The organism is Spongiibacter sp. IMCC21906 (assembly GCF_001010805.1).
Lineage (GTDB): Bacteria > Pseudomonadota > Gammaproteobacteria > Pseudomonadales > Spongiibacteraceae > Spongiibacter.
In genome coordinates, this window is record NZ_CP011477.1 from 2,998,445 (window position 1) to 3,015,629 (window position 17,185).

Annotated in this window: 16 protein-coding genes; 3 read left to right on the forward strand and 13 right to left on the reverse strand. The window is 51.3% G+C overall.

The genetic code is table 11. The features are described from left to right. Positions 1–101: 101 nt before the first annotated feature. The 6 genes from IMCC21906_RS13805 to IMCC21906_RS13830 all read right to left on the reverse strand — a co-directional run bounded on the left by IMCC21906_RS13805 (position 102) and on the right by IMCC21906_RS13830 (position 6,313). Positions 102–635: a shikimate kinase gene (locus IMCC21906_RS13805; protein ID WP_047012655.1), complete on the reverse strand. Its 534-nt coding sequence runs from the start codon at positions 633–635 to the stop codon at positions 102–104. A 114-nt stretch (positions 636–749) separates the two neighbouring features. Then, entirely contained in the window at positions 750–1,637 is an 888-nt protein-coding gene (gene mmsB, locus IMCC21906_RS13810) for a 3-hydroxyisobutyrate dehydrogenase (RefSeq protein WP_047012656.1), read from the reverse strand. An 87-nt stretch (positions 1,638–1,724) separates the two neighbouring features. Then, positions 1,725–2,849: an enoyl-CoA hydratase/isomerase family protein gene (locus tag IMCC21906_RS13815; RefSeq protein WP_047012657.1), complete on the reverse strand. Its 1,125-nt coding sequence runs from the start codon at positions 2,847–2,849 to the stop codon at positions 1,725–1,727. Then, positions 2,849–3,640, reverse strand: coding sequence for an enoyl-CoA hydratase (locus tag IMCC21906_RS13820; protein ID WP_047012658.1), 792 nt, complete (start codon positions 3,638–3,640; stop codon positions 2,849–2,851). The genes IMCC21906_RS13815 and IMCC21906_RS13820 overlap by 1 nt, the downstream gene beginning before the upstream one ends. Further along, positions 3,637–4,803, reverse strand: a complete 1,167-nt coding sequence (locus IMCC21906_RS13825; RefSeq protein WP_047012659.1) for an acyl-CoA dehydrogenase family protein — start codon at positions 4,801–4,803, stop codon at positions 3,637–3,639. Before IMCC21906_RS13825 ends, IMCC21906_RS13820 begins: the two co-directional genes overlap by 4 nt. Positions 4,804–4,894: 91 nt before the next feature. Continuing rightward, positions 4,895–6,313: an aldehyde dehydrogenase family protein gene (locus tag IMCC21906_RS13830; protein ID WP_047012660.1), complete on the reverse strand. Its 1,419-nt coding sequence runs from the start codon at positions 6,311–6,313 to the stop codon at positions 4,895–4,897. Between the two features lie 207 nt (positions 6,314–6,520). On the opposite strand from IMCC21906_RS13830, the gene IMCC21906_RS13835 reads away from it, so the two are divergent. Then, positions 6,521–7,396: an AraC family transcriptional regulator gene (locus IMCC21906_RS13835; protein WP_047012661.1), complete on the forward strand. Its 876-nt coding sequence runs from the start codon at positions 6,521–6,523 to the stop codon at positions 7,394–7,396. Positions 7,397–7,505: 109 nt separating this feature from the next. Then, positions 7,506–8,132 (forward strand): YbhB/YbcL family Raf kinase inhibitor-like protein, encoded by a 627-nt coding sequence (locus IMCC21906_RS13840; protein ID WP_047012662.1) that lies wholly within the window; start codon positions 7,506–7,508, stop codon positions 8,130–8,132. Between the two features lie 115 nt (positions 8,133–8,247). Here the strand turns inward: IMCC21906_RS13840 and IMCC21906_RS13845 are convergent, their stop codons facing one another. From IMCC21906_RS13845 to IMCC21906_RS13860, 4 genes are all read right to left on the reverse strand, one after another. After that, the gene (locus IMCC21906_RS13845) at positions 8,248–9,093 is read right to left on the reverse strand and encodes a MaoC/PaaZ C-terminal domain-containing protein (RefSeq protein WP_047012663.1); all 846 of its coding nucleotides are present in this window, start codon (positions 9,091–9,093) and stop codon (positions 8,248–8,250) included. A 167-nt stretch (positions 9,094–9,260) separates the two neighbouring features. Then, positions 9,261–9,980, reverse strand: a complete 720-nt coding sequence (gene cobB, locus IMCC21906_RS13850; RefSeq protein ID WP_047012664.1) for a Sir2 family NAD+-dependent deacetylase — start codon at positions 9,978–9,980, stop codon at positions 9,261–9,263. Positions 9,981–10,000: 20 nt separating this feature from the next. Next, entirely contained in the window at positions 10,001–10,444 is a 444-nt protein-coding gene (locus IMCC21906_RS13855; RefSeq protein ID WP_047012665.1) for a TM2 domain-containing protein, read from the reverse strand. 70 nt (positions 10,445–10,514) lie between these two features. Beyond that, positions 10,515–11,012 (reverse strand): N-acetyltransferase, encoded by a 498-nt coding sequence (locus tag IMCC21906_RS13860; RefSeq protein WP_231580274.1) that lies wholly within the window; start codon positions 11,010–11,012, stop codon positions 10,515–10,517. A 217-nt stretch (positions 11,013–11,229) separates the two neighbouring features. Here IMCC21906_RS13860 and IMCC21906_RS13865 point away from each other — a divergent pair, with 217 nt between their 5' ends. Next, positions 11,230–13,032 carry an alpha/beta hydrolase gene (locus IMCC21906_RS13865; RefSeq protein ID WP_047012666.1) on the forward strand — a complete coding sequence of 601 codons (1,803 nt, stop codon included), beginning with the start codon at positions 11,230–11,232 and terminating at the stop codon, positions 13,030–13,032. Positions 13,033–13,075: 43 nt separating this feature from the next. On the opposite strand, the gene IMCC21906_RS13870 is transcribed toward IMCC21906_RS13865, so the two are convergent. The 3 genes from IMCC21906_RS13870 to IMCC21906_RS13880 all read right to left on the reverse strand — a co-directional run bounded on the left by IMCC21906_RS13870 (position 13,076) and on the right by IMCC21906_RS13880 (position 17,095). Then, a complete protein-coding gene (locus IMCC21906_RS13870) occupies positions 13,076–13,264 on the reverse strand; it encodes a DUF3094 family protein (protein WP_047012667.1) in 189 nt (62 codons plus the stop codon). Between the two features lie 166 nt (positions 13,265–13,430). Beyond that, positions 13,431–15,227 (reverse strand): acyl-CoA dehydrogenase C-terminal domain-containing protein, encoded by a 1,797-nt coding sequence (locus tag IMCC21906_RS13875; protein ID WP_047012668.1) that lies wholly within the window; start codon positions 15,225–15,227, stop codon positions 13,431–13,433. 80 nt (positions 15,228–15,307) lie between these two features. After that, a complete protein-coding gene (locus IMCC21906_RS13880; RefSeq protein WP_047012669.1) occupies positions 15,308–17,095 on the reverse strand; it encodes an acyl-CoA dehydrogenase C-terminal domain-containing protein in 1,788 nt (595 codons plus the stop codon). Positions 17,096–17,185: the final 90 nt, after the last annotated feature.

Here is a 17,185-nt window from a genome sequence, read left to right on the forward strand (position 1 = left end):
GAAGGCATGTCCTTTTATCATTCTGGCTGTAAATCTTAAAGCAGAGCCTTACAGCATCACAACCGTAAACGAGCCGCTTTATACCTGCGAGTAAAAACCGGCTACGATTCAAGCGCAGCCAGTACGGCGGCACAGACTGCAGTTTCATCTTTGTCTTTGCAATCTATCGTCACATCCGCCCACTGACGATACAACGGCATTCGCTGGGCAAACACCTCGTTAATCCCCGTCCCCGGCTCGGCGGCAATTCCCCGCAACGCAAAATTGCTCAGGCGCGACGTCAATTCACTCAAGGGCACATTGAGAAACACCAGTGGCCCAAAGCGCCGCAGGTGCGCCATCGCTTTGTCGCTGTATACGGCGCTCCCCCCGGTGGCGACCACCTGCTGAGTAAAATCACCCTTTAAAATCACCGCCTCTTCTATCTGCCGAAGGCGCCGGTAGCCTTGCTGATCAACAATGTCTTGCAGGGAGCAACCGGCATCATTCGCCAGCAAATCATCAGTATCGACTAACGGCCACTGACGTTTTTCAGCCAGCAGGCGGCCAACAGTGCTTTTGCCAGCACCAGGCATACCAATCAGTACAATAGCACTGAGCGATTGAGAGGGGTTTTCTGTACAAGAGGAAGACATTCACTCACCCTGCCACACTTTACGGCGTAGCAATATAAGAGTCGCAACATAAAAAAGGCAGCGCTCCGAAGAAACGCTGCCCCAAAATAATAAAACCGGGTAGGAAATTGCGACTTACTCGCCCTGAAATGATTCCAGAATAGCCGAGAAATCACGCTGACCATTACCTTTAGAGGCAAAAGACGCGTACAGGCTACGGGCCAAAGACCCCATTGGCACGGCACTTTGGGTTGTCAGGCTGTTTTCCATTGCCAAACCCAAGTCCTTTAACATCAACTGCACCATAAAACCGGGCTTGTAATCGTTAGAGGCTGGAGCCGTTTCCATTACACCGGGGTAAGGGTTGTAGACTTCTAGCGACCAGTTGCGACCCGAACTGTTCAGCATGATCTCTGACAGTACTTTGGGGTCCAGGCCATTGTTCGCACCCAGTTGCAGCGCTTCTGCGGTACCCACCATGTGGATCGCCAACAGCATGTTGTTACACATTTTGGCAATCTGGCCAGCACCGTGATCACCCGCATGAAAGATATTTTTACCCATACCTTCCAAAATCTTTTTACCGCGCTCAAAGCCCGCTTCGCTACCACCGCACATAAATGCCAAGGTGCCTGCTTGCGCCGCTTTAACACCACCAGAAACGGGCGTATCCAGCATTTCAAGGCCGCGAGCCGCTGCCGCCTCGCCCACTTTGCGCGCGGTGTCAGCGTCAATGGTGCTGCTATCTAAAAAGATGGTGCCCTCTGCAGCTTTGGCTATCAGACCTTCGTCACCCAAATACAAACCGGCAACATGCTTACCTGCTGGCAGCATAGTAATAACGGTATCCGCAGCTGCGAGTGCTTCAAGAGCAGAACTGGCCTTGCTGGCACCTTCTGCAACGACCGCGTCCATTGCCGCGTCAACCAAATCAAAAACCGTTACCGAGTGGCCGGCTTTTACCAGATTGACGGCCATTGGGCCGCCCATATTGCCCAAGCCGATAAATGCAACATTTGCCATGATATTCACCTGTTTATTGTCTTGCGAAACGCTGCAACAGGCACGGGCCGGTTGCAGTCACTATTTAATGGCGAAAACGCCAAACCCTTACAAATCAGCCAGCGGTGACTCTTCCCACGGTGACTCAAACATTCTGGCCAGTTCCTCAGCAGGAATCTCAGCCGCAGTGGCGTACTTCCACGCTGGATTTCTGTCTTTATCAATCAATAAAGCCCGGACACCCTCGGCAAACTCGGTGCCACGGACAATCTGAGTAGACAGGGCCAGTTCGCCTTTAAACACTTCTTTGAGGCTGGCGCCATGGGTGCGGCGCAGCTGCTCGATAATAATACGGGCACTTAATGGCGAGCCAGCTTTGAGAGCGGCAGCCGCTTTTTGAACCCATGTATTATCACTTTCGGCATTGGCAATCGCCTCAATCACGGCAACATCGTCACCGGCCTGACACAGCGCATCAATTTCCGCTGCCGCGGCTTCAACATTGCCAGCCGGTATATTGGCTGCACAGCGATCGGTAAAGCCTTTGAGCAAATCCAAAACACGCTCGTGATTATCGGCCACGCCAGTCGACCATGCGGTATCAGCCAGTGCATCCAGCACTTCTTCCTGGTACTGATGCTCAATAAAGCCTTCTGCAGACTTCAGATACAGCGCATCCGCAGCATTAAAGTTGGCCCCGGTTAACGCCAGGAACAAGCCTTTGTTTTCTGGCATGCGATTAAGGAAATAACTGCCGCCAACATCCGGGTACAAACCAATAGTGACTTCAGGCATGGCCAGACGGGTTTTTTCCGTCACCACGCGATAGCTGCCAGCGGCGTAAACACCCATGCCGCCACCCATCACGATGCCATGCCCCCAAACGATCACCGGCTTATCAAATTGGTGCAGGGCATAATCAACCCGGTACTCAACCTCAAAAAAGGACTCCGCATATTCGCAAGGACCACCGGGTTGCTCAACAGCAGAGCGGTACAGCGCCTGCACATCGCCCCCGGCACACAACGCCTTCTCACCCGCGCTTTTAATAAAAACACAGGCAATATCACTGCGATCACGCCACTCTTTCAGCTTGGCCTGCATCAACTCAACCATGTTCAAGGTCAGCGAATTGAGCGTTTTGGGAACGTTGAGGGTAATTACCCCCACCGCCGGACCGCTGGCAGAGCGGCGTTCTTCAAATAGAACTTCGTCTTTCAGCTCTTCAGACATTAGGCATTCTTCCATTCCGGGCTGCGTTTCTCGAGAAAGGCATTGACACCTTCTTTTTGATCAGCAGTATCAAACAGTTCAACAAACAATTCCCGCTCCAACATTAAACCTTTGGGGATGGTTTCTTCCCGAGCCTGGTGTACCAGTGTTTTACACATGGTGACCGCTACAGGGCTCTGCTGGGCAACCTGCGCCGCCAACTTCAACGCCACCTCTTTTGCCGTACCAGTGGGCACAACCTCTTCTACTAAGCCAATTTCCAAGGCTTTAGCGGCTTTCAAACGCTCACCACAAAGAATGACACGCTTGGCCCAACCGGTGCCCACCAGCTGGTGTAAGCGCTGGGTACCGCCTGCACAGGGCAGCAATCCCACTTTGGCTTCAGGCAGTGCCATTTGCGCATGTTCTTCTGCAATACGAATATCGCAAGCCAGCGCGCACTCCAGACCACCGCCCATCGCAAAGCCGTTTACTGCAGCAATTGAGACGCCACGGAAATCGGCCAGCGTTTCAAATGCCTGACCAAACTTAACGCCCATGTCGTAGGCCACTTTTTTGTCGCCAGCGGCAAACAATTTCAGGTCTGCGCCCGCTGAAAAGAATTTTTCACCGGCACCGGTAATGACCAGCGCGTAAATATTTTTGTCGGCATTCAGGTTGTTAACCAGTGTTTTTAAACCCGTCAGAGATTCCACATCCCAGGTATTTGCGCCTGGGTTGTCGATGGTGACCAGGGCGGTGTGCTCGATGATCTCAACTTTTAATTTTTCTGTAGGACTATAGCTGCTCATTTAACAACCTCCAGTGAACCTTCCATTAATAGACGGCGGCCAATAATGACCCGCATGATTTCATTGGTGCCTTCCAGAATCTGGTGAACGCGGTTATCGCGAACATGGCGCTCCAATGGGTACTCCTTAATGTAACCATAGCCACCGTGCAATTGCAGGGCGTCGTTACAAATATCAAAGCAGACATCGGTAACAAAGCGCTTGGCCATCGCGCAGTATGTTGTCGCTTCGGGGTCTTTGTTGTCCAGTTTAAAGGCCGCCAGACGCACCATCTGCCGAGACGCCACCAGCTGGGTCGCCATATCTGCCAGTTTGAACTGGGTATTTTGAAAACCAGCAATCGCCTGCCCAAACTGCTTGCGCTCTTTTACGTACTCCACCGCGGTTTCTAAAGCCGCTTGAGCGGTGCCGATGGAGCAGGTCGCAATATTGATACGACCACCATCCAGCCCTTTCATGGCAATTTTAAAACCTTCACCTTCGCTACCCAGCATCGCACTGGCCGGTACAACCACGTCTTCAAAGGTGACGGCACGAGTAGGCTGACTGTTCCAACCCATTTTCTCTTCTTTTTTGCCGTAGCTAATGCCATCGGCATCGGCGGGAATAGCAAAGGCACTGATACCCCGAGCACCCGAGTCGGCATCGCCAGTACGCAGCATGGCTACCAGCACATCCGTATCGCCAGCACCAGAAATAAACATTTTGCTGCCGTTAACAATGTAGTTGTCGCCGTCTTTTTTGGCAGTGCTGCGCAAATTACCCGCATCAGAACCCGCGCCGGGCTCCGTCAGGCAGTAAGACGCCAGCTTCTCACCGGTCACCAGCTCAGGGCACCATTTCTCGATGGTCTCGGTGTTGCCGTAGGCACCGATCATGCTGGTTGCCATATTGTGAATGGTTAAAAAAGCTGCCGTAGAGGTACAGCCTCTGGCCAGCTCTTCAACAATGACGCTGGTATCCAGGCGGCTCATACCAAGGCCACCCGCCTCTTCTGGCGTGTACAGCCCCATAAAGCCCAGTTCGCCAGCAGCTTTCAAGGCGTCTTTAGGGAAAATATGTTCCGCATCCCACTCGGCAGCATTCGGCATAAAAACACCCTCGGCAAAGGAGCGGGCACTTTCAGCGTAGGCCTTCTGATCTTCAGTAAGATTAAAGTCCATAACAGTCTCTTGTGTTATTGGCGTTTTTCATCACGCTTGTAATGACAGGCAGCCGCACCCAAACGGGAAGCGGCTGCTGCGAAAGGCAGGATTACTTCTGTTTAGCAATGGCGCTGGCGAACAGAACCTCATCCGCTGGCAACTCTTTGTTCACTGCCAACGGCTTGGATATCCAAGTGACGTTGATCAGGTCTTCCCAGGTGATGTTGTTGTTGGTGGCGTTACCACCCCAGCTACCACAACCCAACGAGAAGGTTTGACGCATACCATTCCAGACGTTACCGCTGTTTGACGGTGCCTGAGGCTGGTTCACCATCACCCGTGAGGTTTTAGTAGCAAAAGCAAACTTCAGGATATGGTCGTCGTTGTAAGAGTAGATACCACAGCTATGGCCTTGGCCTTGATACGCCTGAATTTCATTGGTCAGCGCAATGGCGCCATCAATGTCTTTCACCGTGTAAAAAGCCATGACCACTGACATTTTCTCACCGGAGAAGGGATGAGCAGGGCCTGCACCCGTTTCAGGTACAATTAAGAAAGTGCGGTCATCAGCCATTTCGATACCCGCCATTTCGGCCAGTACGGTTGCTGGCTGGGCAACAATACGCGAGGCGATGTGGCCGTCTTCCCAGATAATGCCTTGCAGCTTGGCCTTCTCTTCTTCGTTACAAATGTAACCGCCTTGAGCAACCAGCTTTTCCAACAACTCGTCTTTAATAGACTCAAAGGCGATAACCGCGTTGTCAGAAGAACACGATGCAGCCAGATCCAGTGTTTTAGAGATGCGAATCTTCTCAGCAGCCTCGTCCAGATTAGCGCTGTCATCAACGGTGATCACCGCGTTGCCCGCGCCCACGCCCAACGCAGGGGTGCCGCTTGAGTAGGCAGACTTAACCATTGGCGCACCGCCCGTGGCCAGAATACGGTCACACTGCTTCATCAGCTCGCCAGTCAGCTCCATAGACGGGCTGTCGATAGAAATCACCAAATCTTCTGGCGCGCCACAAGCTTTCAGCGCTTCACGCATCAGGTCGCAGATCATTTTGTTGGTCAGCTTAGAGCGTGGGTGCGGCGCAATAATAATGGAGTTGCGGCCTTTTACAGCAGAGATCGACTTGATCACGGGGGTTGCTTCAGGGTTAGTACACGGCGTCAATGCACCGATCACACCCACTGGCTTAGCAATTTTGACGATATTGCGTTCTTTGTCTTCAGCAATCACGCCCACGGATTTGTCGTTGATAATGTCAAACAATGCCGCACGGGTTTTTTTGAAGATCTTCAGGTACTTACCTTCGTAGTTACCCAGTTGCGTTTCTTCAACGGTGAATTGCGCGATCTTTTCTGCCACGTCTTGTTGGGCCACAGCCCATACCATCGCAGTGATCAGCTCGTCGACCTGCTCCTGAGTGTAGTTCTCAATTTGGGCTTGCGCCTTGCGCGAACGCTCAATTAACGCAGCAATGGTTTTTGCTTCTTCAGTAGCGGCAACAGCAGCTTCAGCAGCCATAGTGATTTTCTCCCATTTATGATTTTAGGATCAGTGGCTGTCCGGCCATTCCGGGCGGCCTTTTAAAAAAGGACATTATCTAAGCACATAGTCCACCTGGGGTGGATTGATTATCTTGCCGAGTTGATGGACTATATTGCGATTAGTTTATCGTTATTTCTATATTATTGGGTATAACAACATTTTCCTATATTACAGATACTTATAATGGCCATTACCTCTGACTGGCCCCTCCCTCCAGAGGGTATCCGCTTTCTGACGCCGCAATTTATCGTCACCCAGCTGGCCGAGCATCCTCTCTCGCAAGGTCTCTATCCGGTCGCCATGGGATATTACCCCGCCGCCTACGGCCACCAAATGGCCAGACGCCAAAACAACAACTATCTGCTCATCTACTGTACTGCGGGCAAAGGCACCTTGACCAGTGATGACCGCAAATATCAGATTAGCAGCGGTGATCTGATATTGCTTGAACGGGATCACGCCCACAGCTACCAAGCCGACAAAAATGACCCTTGGACCATTTACTGGCTGCATTACGACGGTAAGCTAGCAGACGACTTCTACCATCACACCCACATTACCACCCCGGTACTCAATATTGGTGTGCAGCCCAGAATTGTGCGGATTTTTGATGGCCTCTCGGAGCTGCGGCGCAGCACCTATCAATTAGCCGAGTTTATTCAAGGCAGCCATCAGTTGCAGGCCATGCTGAGCTATATGGCCTTACTGGTCCGCCAACAACGCCCCCAAAGCGGCAAAGCTTTGGACTGGGAGCGACTCCGCGCCATTATGCAGGAGCATATCCACGGCCAGCTCAACCTGGATGCACTGGCAGCCAGCGCAAAATTATCCAAATATCACTTCACCAAAAAGTTTAAGGCTCTTAGTGGTCAATCGCCTATTCAGTATTTTATTAATATGAAAATCCAACGCGCCTGCTACCTGCTGGACAGCACCGGCCAATCGGTGAAACAAGTTGCGTCCTCGGTGGGCTACGACGACGCCTATTATTTCTCGCGCTTATTTAAAAAGGTAATTGGACTATCGCCAAGCGAATACCGCGTGCATCGCCGGGGTTGAGATTCCAACGGGCATTGGGCAGTATCGCGACAACAAGCATTTAATCTTTTGCAAACCAGCTTTGCACAGCCCTTTCTTTTTACCCACTATTTTATCGAGGTAAACCGCAATGAAGTTGACCAGTACTGCTATTCAAGACCAGCAATTTATGCCCGCCGATTATTGCGCCGGGCTTCCCCACGAAACCGATCACGCCACCCTTGGCCCAAACAAAAACCCACCCTTGGCCTGGAGCGATCTACCTGAAGGCACCAAATCATTAGTTTTGCTTTGCGTAGACCGAAGCGTTCCCTCCGCAGGCGACGATGTAAACCAAGAAGGTAAAGAAGTCCCCGCCGAACTGCCCCGGGTAGATTTTTATCACTGGGTCATGGTCGACCTATCCCCCAGCGTATCCGCCATTGAAGAAGGTCAGTTTTCTGATGGTTTTACCCCCGGCGGCAAACAAGGCCCCGACGGTCCGCTCTCAACGCGCCACGGCATAAACAATTATCGGGAGTGGTTTGGTGACGACCCGGATATGGGCGGCAAGTACTTTGGTTATGACGGTCCCTTCCCACCCTGGAACGACTCCATCATGCATCACTACGATTTTGTATTGTATGCACTGGATGTGGAACGTTGTGCCGTGGAAGGAGAATTTACTGGCGACGAAGTTTTAGAAGCAATTGAGGGACATGTACTGGATTCTGCCAAACTATCAGTGCAGTACACCCTTAATCCTCGCCTGCGATAAACCGCAAGTCGACAAGCGGCTATAAAAACCAACTAACATAGCCCAACCCACATCGCTGTGGTCTGGGCTATGACGGTCTGGGGCAGCGCTAATTCATTTGGTGTTTGGTGAGCGCTTAGGCTTTTAGCGCGACAAAACCATCATTAATCGCCAGTTTTTCACGCTCTTTAACAAAGGCGCGGAAGGCGATACCGCCCTCAACTTTCCAGGCTTCAACTTTCAGTGTTTCACCGGGAAAAACCGGGGAGCTAAACCGCAGATTGAGCGACCCCATTTTTGCAGGATCATAATTCAGGGCTTGGCGGACAATAGAGAGGCCACAAATGCCGTAGGCACAGAGTCCTTGCAGAATCGGCGCCGGGAAACCGGCTTTTTTAGCCAGTTCAGGGTCAGCATGAATCGGGTTACGGTCACCATTTAAACGATAAAACAACGCCGCGCGCTCATCGATCAACACTTCATCGACAAAATCTGCAGCCGTTTCTGGTACCGCGGCCATAGCGACTGGGGTATCACCAAAACTGCCACAACCCCCATCACCCCGTAAAAAATACGTGGACAACACCGAGCAAAGCAGTTCGCCACTACCATTATCGTAGAGGTCTTTGGCAAAATACATCAGCGCGCCTTTATCCGCCCCCTTGTCCAGCACTGCGTCAACGCGATACTCGCCACGAATTTCACCTTCGGCAGGAATATCCTGATAAAAAACAATGCGCTGCTCGCCGTGCAGCAACTTCACCAAATTTATTTCAAACTTCTTATCTGCTAGCCACAAACCGGGGTGCGCTAAGACTGCCGCCATACTGGGCAATGCTTTGAGGTTTTTCTCAAAGACAAAATCCAGCTCTTCAGCATCCTGCCCTGCACCCAAACTCAGGGCATAAAGCATCGTGTCCTTATCGGTGTAATTGACTACAATTGGCTCAAACTTGTGGTCGCGAAGCGCATCTAGATTCATGTCGATTTCCTTAAACCCTGTTGCCTGAGAGCGTCATCAAAGCAAGAAGCGCGTCTCACACAAGGGAAAAACTGTTTTAGAGAATGCAACAGCTTAGGAAATTAGCTAATGGTTCGCAAGCGTAATTTATGCTTAGCTACCAATAGCCAGCAACTTAGATACGAGGGCTACCGAACTGGGTCGGCCAGAATTTCCTGAACAAAGGCGGGTAATTCAACACTGGCCAAACCATAACGTTTTTCCGCAAACAAAGACTCCGTTGCCGAAGGCTCCAAGTTAATTTCAACGGTGTCTGCACCAACGCTCCGGGCAACTTCCACAAAACCTGCTGCTGGGTAGACATTACCGGAGGTTCCCACCGAGATAAAAAGCTCACAACCCTCCAGCGCCGCATAAATTTGGTTCATGTATAAGGGCATTTCGCCAAACCAGACCACATGGGGACGCAAGCTCTGACGCATGCCACAACAGGCGCAGCGGCTCTGCTCGTTAATATCGCCGTCAATTTCATATATGCGATCAGTATAAGCACAGCGCATTTTGAGCAGCTCACCATGCATATGAAGCACATTTCCAGAACCGGCTCGCTCGTGAAGATTATCAATGTTTTGGGTAACCAAAAGCAGATTGCCGTTTAACCGTGCCTCCAGCTCGGCAAGCGCTTTATGAGCAGGGTTAGGCGCCACCTCAAAGCCAAGCAATTGGCGACGACGACTATTATAAAATTGATGCACCAGCTCCGGGTTGGCGGCAAACCCTTCGGGCGTTGCCACATCTTCCACTCGATGCTCTTCCCAAAGGCCATCGCTGGCCCGAAAGGTTTTGATGCCAGACTCTGCAGAAATCCCGGCACCGGTTAACACAACAATATTTTTGTACTGCGACATAAAAGACCCTTTAGGCTTACTTAAAACCAGGGCCGATTCCCGGTCACATACGTCTGTTCAAATTCGGCATCAGACTTAATGAGGTAAAGAATAAATTCCACAAACGCGATAATGCTAATAACAAGCGAGGGCAAACCCAGCAGCACAAACCCCAGCAAAAAAACCACCAACATAATCACGCCTTGCTTGTTGTAGCCCAAATAAAATTTATGGGCTCCAAAGGCACCAAGAAAAAGGGCAAACAGAGCCGCAGCAACTTTTTTGGATGATGCAGTCGCTAGCGACAAATCGGGATATACACCTTGAGCCTTATCGCCTTCAACCACAAAATCCACGGCCACCCCTGCCCGTGCCGGGCTACCACCTTTCCACTCAGAAGCGTCAAAGTTATAGCGACCCCCGTCATTGCCAGAAATGACGCCCTGGGCCGTTTGTTCAGAAAAATCCAGTATCGTCCCTTTCATTTACATTGCATCCTGATGTTATTAACCCAGCACCGAGGGTAGCCCGGTGACAAAACCTTTTAAAGCCTGCTCACAGTTTCTTTTCCCAGAACAGAGCCTTCCCTGCAGCTGGATCAAGGGCATAATCAGTAAAACCAAATCGCCGATAGGCCTGCTGGGCTATGTGGTTTTCTGACAACACCTCTAAGGTGAGCTTGCAATATCCTGTCGCGACAGCCCGCTCTTCCAAGCTGGCCAGTAAGCGTTGAGCCAGACCACGACCACGTAACCCAGGCAACACAATCACATCATGGATATTAAATAACGGCTTACACTGAAAAGTAGAAAAACCAGTAAAGGCTGTAAGCAAAGCCACGCCTCGGTCACCCTCCATTGCCAGTAAAGTGATTGCGCCAGGGATTTTTGCCAACTCGCTGCAGAGCGTATCCCGCACCGCATCGGACAGGGCCTGACCGCCTCCCATTGGGTCTTTCGCGTAGCAGTCCATAAGACCAACTATGGCTTTGCAATGCACCGCATTATGATAGTCAGCACGAATAATTGAAAAAGCATTTATATTACTGATCAAAACTTAATCCTCTACCCCTGTTTCTATCTCTTACACTTCTCGACATATCCATCCCCCTCAATATTTGCGCCCCGCCATCACATGCCTACCCTGTCACATAACAGGGAATTGACCGAGCTGACAGCAGCAAAACCGTCTCAGCTGACATAGGCGGGCAATATTAGAAGCACGTATACTTTGGATGTGAGATATGAATACATAATCCGAGATAATAACAATGCCTAACGCACGCTTTTCCTTATTTGCCACGACTCTTTTTGCAGTCCTGCTCACTGCCTGCGGTGGAAGCTCCAGCTCCGGTGGCAGTAACGCGCCCGACCAAGAGGAAAATACGAGCTTGCAGCACCAAAACGGCAGCGGCACCGCCGAAAACAAAAACCACTTTGATCAAATCATTCCCGCCGCAGATGGCGAGGATATTGCCTTTAGCGTATTTGTGCCAGACAACCCCAGCGGCAAGGCTGTGCCCCTCGTTATTCACAGCCACGGTTTTGGTTTGTCTCGAATCAAAGATTTCGAAAACCAAGACCCGGTACAAGGCTTTACCAGTAGCGATGTCTCTGGCGATGTTGCGGGGCGGTCTTGGTTGGAAGAAGGCTATTACGTCATTAGCTTTGACCAGCGCGGCTTTGGCGACAGCGGGGGTGACATTACGGTGATGGATCCCGACTTAGATTGCGATAACGTTTCCCGTATTATCGACTGGGCCGAGGCCAATTTGAGTAACCTGGGTTATCGCGACAGTGATCCCGCAATTGGCGCCATTGGCCTGTCTTATGGCGGCGGCTTTCAAACGGTATGCTCCAGCGTCGACACGCGCTTTGACGCGCTGGTGCCCATGGCAACCTGGAGTCACCTGCCCTATAGCCTTTATCCAGGCAATACCCCCAAAAATATTTGGCTAGACCTGCTTGCGGTGGCTTCCATGGGCAACCTCGCTCCGTATCTAAACCAAGCGCTGCTTGAAGCAACCACCACTGGCGATATCAATGACGATGCCATTACTAAATTAGCCGGGCATAGCCCACGCTCATTCTGTCAAGGCGAGATGGGGCGCAGCTCATCCAGCGCCGACGCATTATTTATTCAAGGCAGTCACGATGTGTTATTCAATATTAACGAGGCTGTCGAAAACTACGAATGCTGGAAAGCGCAAGGACTGGACACTCACCTATTAATACAGCGCGACGGTCACATTCTGCCGGGATTGCAAACCGCTGGTGATCAAATTTTATTTGGCACCGACGCCACCTTGTACTGCAATGGCGACAGCTTCGATACCCGCGACGTGGCAATGGACTTTTTACGCAGCAAACTCAGTGGCGACGCCGCCACCTTTGCCCTACCCGATATCTGTTTTAGCTTGGCAAGTGAACAAAGCGGCCAGACCTTTAACGAGGTGCCCCGTGGCGGCGAAATCATGACGCTACCGTCATCTCAGGTTATTCCCGGTGGCTTGAACAGCCTCGTCACATTATTACAGAACCTGCCGCTGGATACGCTCCTCACCACCTTGCAAACCCTGCCACCCCAAGTCCTGAGCCTGCTCCAACAGGTATTGGCTGGCTTAGCTGATCCCGCCTCGCTGGCTGACTCCGCCGGGGATATCGTGAACCTGCTGCCCGCTGACTTACTTCGTCAGCTCACCGCCCCACCCCAGTTTATTCCGCTGCAAACCATTGCCACCCCATCAACGTTGGCGGGTATTCCCTTGGCATCACTTGAGCTCAGTGGTGGCAACGGCGATGGCAACACCTTGTATGTCGGTTTAGGCCGCATTGCCGCCAGCGGCAGCGATGCAGTTTTGATTAATGATCAAGTATTGCCAGTAACAGGCACCGGTACAAAATTACTGGAAATGAATGGCGTTTCTCAACAACTGGAAGTGGGTGACGAACTTGGACTCATTGTTTACGGCTTTCACCCTTACTTCATCCACGGCGCCTCGTTGGCTCAACCGCCTTTACCCCTGGAAGTGAATGGTGAAATTGATATTCCGATTGCCCAAGGCAATCAATAAGCAGGGCCTTGCTCCCTGCTATACCAAGACCAACTCAATATCTTTAATAAACGCCAGCAACCCATGCCAATATCAAGCTGGTGCCAGTAAGCGCTGAAACCATAATGGCCAGAATAAAGAGCAGTTTTAACGGCCGAAACGGTTTGCGTTCGGTTTCGTTGTAACCGCTTTTTAAAAACTGATCGACCCGGGCCTGATCTTCTGGATAGAGTTTGTTGTGCTCGTTTTCCATTTAATATCACCTCAATATTCGCCCCGCCATTATAACGCATTGGCAGCGAAGACGGCGTAAATTTCAATTATTGAGGCCTCGGCGAAAGGGAGCAAGCTGCTTGATAAGCGGCTTCAGCAGAACACCCCCACCGCCAAGGACGCCGCGGGGGAGTCTGTATTTGCGATCAGCCTTGAATAAAAGCGTCGGCGGGAATAGCCATCAGACTACCGCTGCCATTGCGAATAGACTCGCTTAACCCCGTGGCTTGTGGCAACAAATGCTGCACAAAGAAACGGGCGGTATGCAGTTTGGATTGATCAAAGGCTTCGCCTTGCTGGCTGTCACCGCTTAAAACCGTTTTGCACTGCAAGGCCCACATATAGGCGTATAACGTTAAGCCCATAACATTCAGATACTCCACCGACGCAGCACCCACCGCATTAGCATCCCCGGCCGAAGCTTGCTCCAGCACATAGTCGGTGACGGATTCCAGATTATCCGCGGCAGCGAGCATAGGCTGTAAAAACTCATCCAACCCCGCCACGCTGTCGTTCTCCGCCGCAAAACCCCGGATGTCGGCCAACAGGGGTGTCAAGTATTTGCCACCATTGCTGGCAATTTTACGACCCATTAAATCCAGCGCCTGAATACCATTGGTGCCTTCGTAAATTTGGCTGATGCGAACATCTCTTACCAGCTGCTCCATGCCCCACTCTTTGACATAGCCATGGCCACCAAAGATTTGTTGACCCAGCACGGTGCCTTCAAAACCTTTATCGGTAAGAAATGCTTTGGCCACTGGCGTTAGCAATTCCACCAACGCCGCCCCCTTGGCCTGCTGTTCGCCACTGGCATATTTCGCGGTATCCAGCTGTTTACCCACATACACAGCAAAGGCACGACCCGCTTCAACATACGCTTTTTGAGTTAACAACATACGCCGCACATCGGGATGAACCACCAAGGGATCGGCAGCCGCATCTGGGTTTTGCACACCACTGGGCGAGCGGCTCTGGGTGCGATCAAGGGCATATTCAGCAGACCACTGATACGCCGTCTGAGCAGCACTCAAACCTTGTATACCCACCGATAAGCGCTCGTAGTTCATCATGGTAAACATGGCCTGAAGGCCCCGGTTCACTTCCCCTACGAGATAGCCCCGGGCGCCATCAAAATTCAGTACGCAGGTGGCCGAGGCATTAATTCCCATTTTGTGTTCAATGCTGCCACAAGTCACCCCGTTGGCATCACCCAGACTGCCGTCGTCGTTCACTTGAATTTTTGGCACCAGAAATAAGGAAATACCTTTTGAGCCCGCGGGAGCATCTGGCAACTTGGCCAACACCAAATGGATAATATTTTCCGTCAGGTCTTGGTCACCACCTGTAATAAAAATTTTGGTCCCACTGACGGCATAACTGCCGTCGGCTTGGGGCTCGGCCTTGGTTCTGATCATGCCTAGATCGGTACCGGCATGGGCCTCGGTTAAACACATCGCCCCCGCCCATTTGCCGCTATACATATTCGGCAAATATTTATCTTTCAGGGCTTGGCTGGCGTGGTTCGCTATCGCCAACGCTGCGCCAGAGGTCAAAGTTAAATACAAACCCATGGCAATATTGGCGGAATAGAGCATCTCCTCAAACAACAGAATCAGCATTTTGGGCATATTCTGAGCGCCGTATTGCTCCTCGCCTGACAGACCGCCCCAACCGCCTTCGGCCAGTTGCTTAAACGCTTCTGGATAACCTGCCGGAGTGGTCACCACGCCATCGTTCCACTTAACCCCTTCGGCATCGCCGCTTTGACTCAGTGGTGCGATTAGCCCTTCGTTGATTTTGGCGCTCTCTTCCAAAATCGCATCCGCTAATTCGCGATTGACATCGCCAAGCGCAGCAAATTCTTGCCAAAATTCTTCCGCCTTGAATACCTCATGCAATACAAACTGCATGTCACGTAACGGTGCTTTGTAATCAGGCATGGTGCCTCCAGATATCCGGGTAAAAATAGTGTAGAAAAAAATCCGGCATTAGCTGCCGGATAAAGTCCCAACTCTTAGCTTTAAAACACAAAGGCTTCTTCAGGTATCGCCATCAAACTATCTGCTCCATTGAGCATAGCTAATTTGTGAGATTCTGTACGCGGCAACAAGCGTTGGAAATAAAACTGCGCCGTTTGTACCTTGGTTTTAAAGAAGGCGTCATCTCTGTTTTCGTCCAGGGCCACCGCCGCCATTCTGGCCCACATAAAGCCCAGCGCGATGTAACCCGAATACATCAGGTAATCTACCGACGCGGCGCCAACTTCATCCGGGTTTTGCATGGCCTTTTCACCTAGCTTTGCAGTGACCTCACCCCATTCCTGGTTCAGCTTCGCCAAGGGAGTCACAAACTCGGCCATCTCTGGACGATGCGCCTGCGACTGACAAAACTTATGAATGATTTTAGTAAATGCCTGTAGCTGCTTACCACCGCTGCCCATTACCTTACGGCCTAACAGGTCCAGTGCCTGAATGCCGGTAGTGCCTTCGTACAACGTCGAGATACGCAAGTCCCGAACAATCTGCTCCATACCCCACTCGGCAATATAACCGTGACCGCCATAGACCTGCATACCGTAATTAGCAGATTCCAAACCCGTTTCAGTCACAAAGGCCTTGGCTATTGGGGTCAGTAATTCAGACAGATTTTCGGCATTGCTTCTGGCATCTTCATCGTCAGAGAAGTACGACACATCAATCAACTGCGCAGCCCAATAAATAAACGCTCGGCTACCTTCGGCCAAGGCTTTTTGAGTAAGCAACATGCGCCGCACATCAGGGTGAACAATCAAAGCATCGGCTGGGCCATCTGGATTTTTCGGGCCGGTCAGCGACCGCATTTGCAAACGCTCGCGGGCATAGGTCAGTGCACCTTGAAATGCCAGCTCACCCGACGCCAAACCCTGCAAGGCAGTACCAAGACGAGCGGAGTTCATCATATGAAACATGGCATTCAGGCCACGGTTTTCTTCGCCCACCAAAAAGCCGGTAGCGCCATCAAAGTTCATTACGCAGGTTGCGGAGGCTTTAATCCCCATCTTGTGTTCGATGCTGCCACAATGCACACCATTGCGTTCGCCCACATCACCCTTGCTGTCCGGCACAAATTTAGGCACCAAAAACAGGGAAATACCTTTGGTCCCCATAGGGGCGCCTTCGACTCGGGCCAACACCAAATGGATAATGTTCTCCATCATGTCGTGTTCACCACCCGAGATAAAAATCTTGGTACCAGTGATGCGATAGCTACCGTCAGCTTGGGTTTCTGCTTTGGTACGCAAAATACCCAAGTCCGAGCCACAATGCGGCTCAGTCAAACACATGGTGCCACCCCAGGTGCCATCCACCATTTTTGGCAAATACGCTTGCTGCAGAGACTCATCCGCATAGTTTTCCAGCAGCCTTGCTGCCGACTGGGACAACCCCGTGTACATACCCCAAGACCAGTTAGCAGAGCTCACCATCTCGCTCATCACCAAGCCTAAAGAGTTTGGCAAGCCTTGACCGCCAAACGCCGTGCTGGCGGTCATAGAAGGCCAGCCACCTTCGGCATATTGTTGGTAGGCTTCTTTAAAGCCTTTGGGCGTAGTCACGCCGTCTTCGCTCCAGGTACAACCTTCTTGATCGCCGGTCTGGTTCAACGGTGACAATACGTTTTCAGAAAACTTGGCGCCTTCATCAATAATGGCGTCGAGTAAGTCTTCACTCACTTCTTCACGCTTGGCCAGGTTTGCATAGTGGTCGTTGCAGTTCAGCACATTTTTAAGAACGAAGTGGATATCGCGTAATGGAGCTTTGTATTGCGGCATGATAAATCCTCTTTCCAAAAGCGGCCGATGTCCTCGACCGTCAATGTTGACGGTGAACACTATAACAGGGAATTTACGCCTGACAAGACT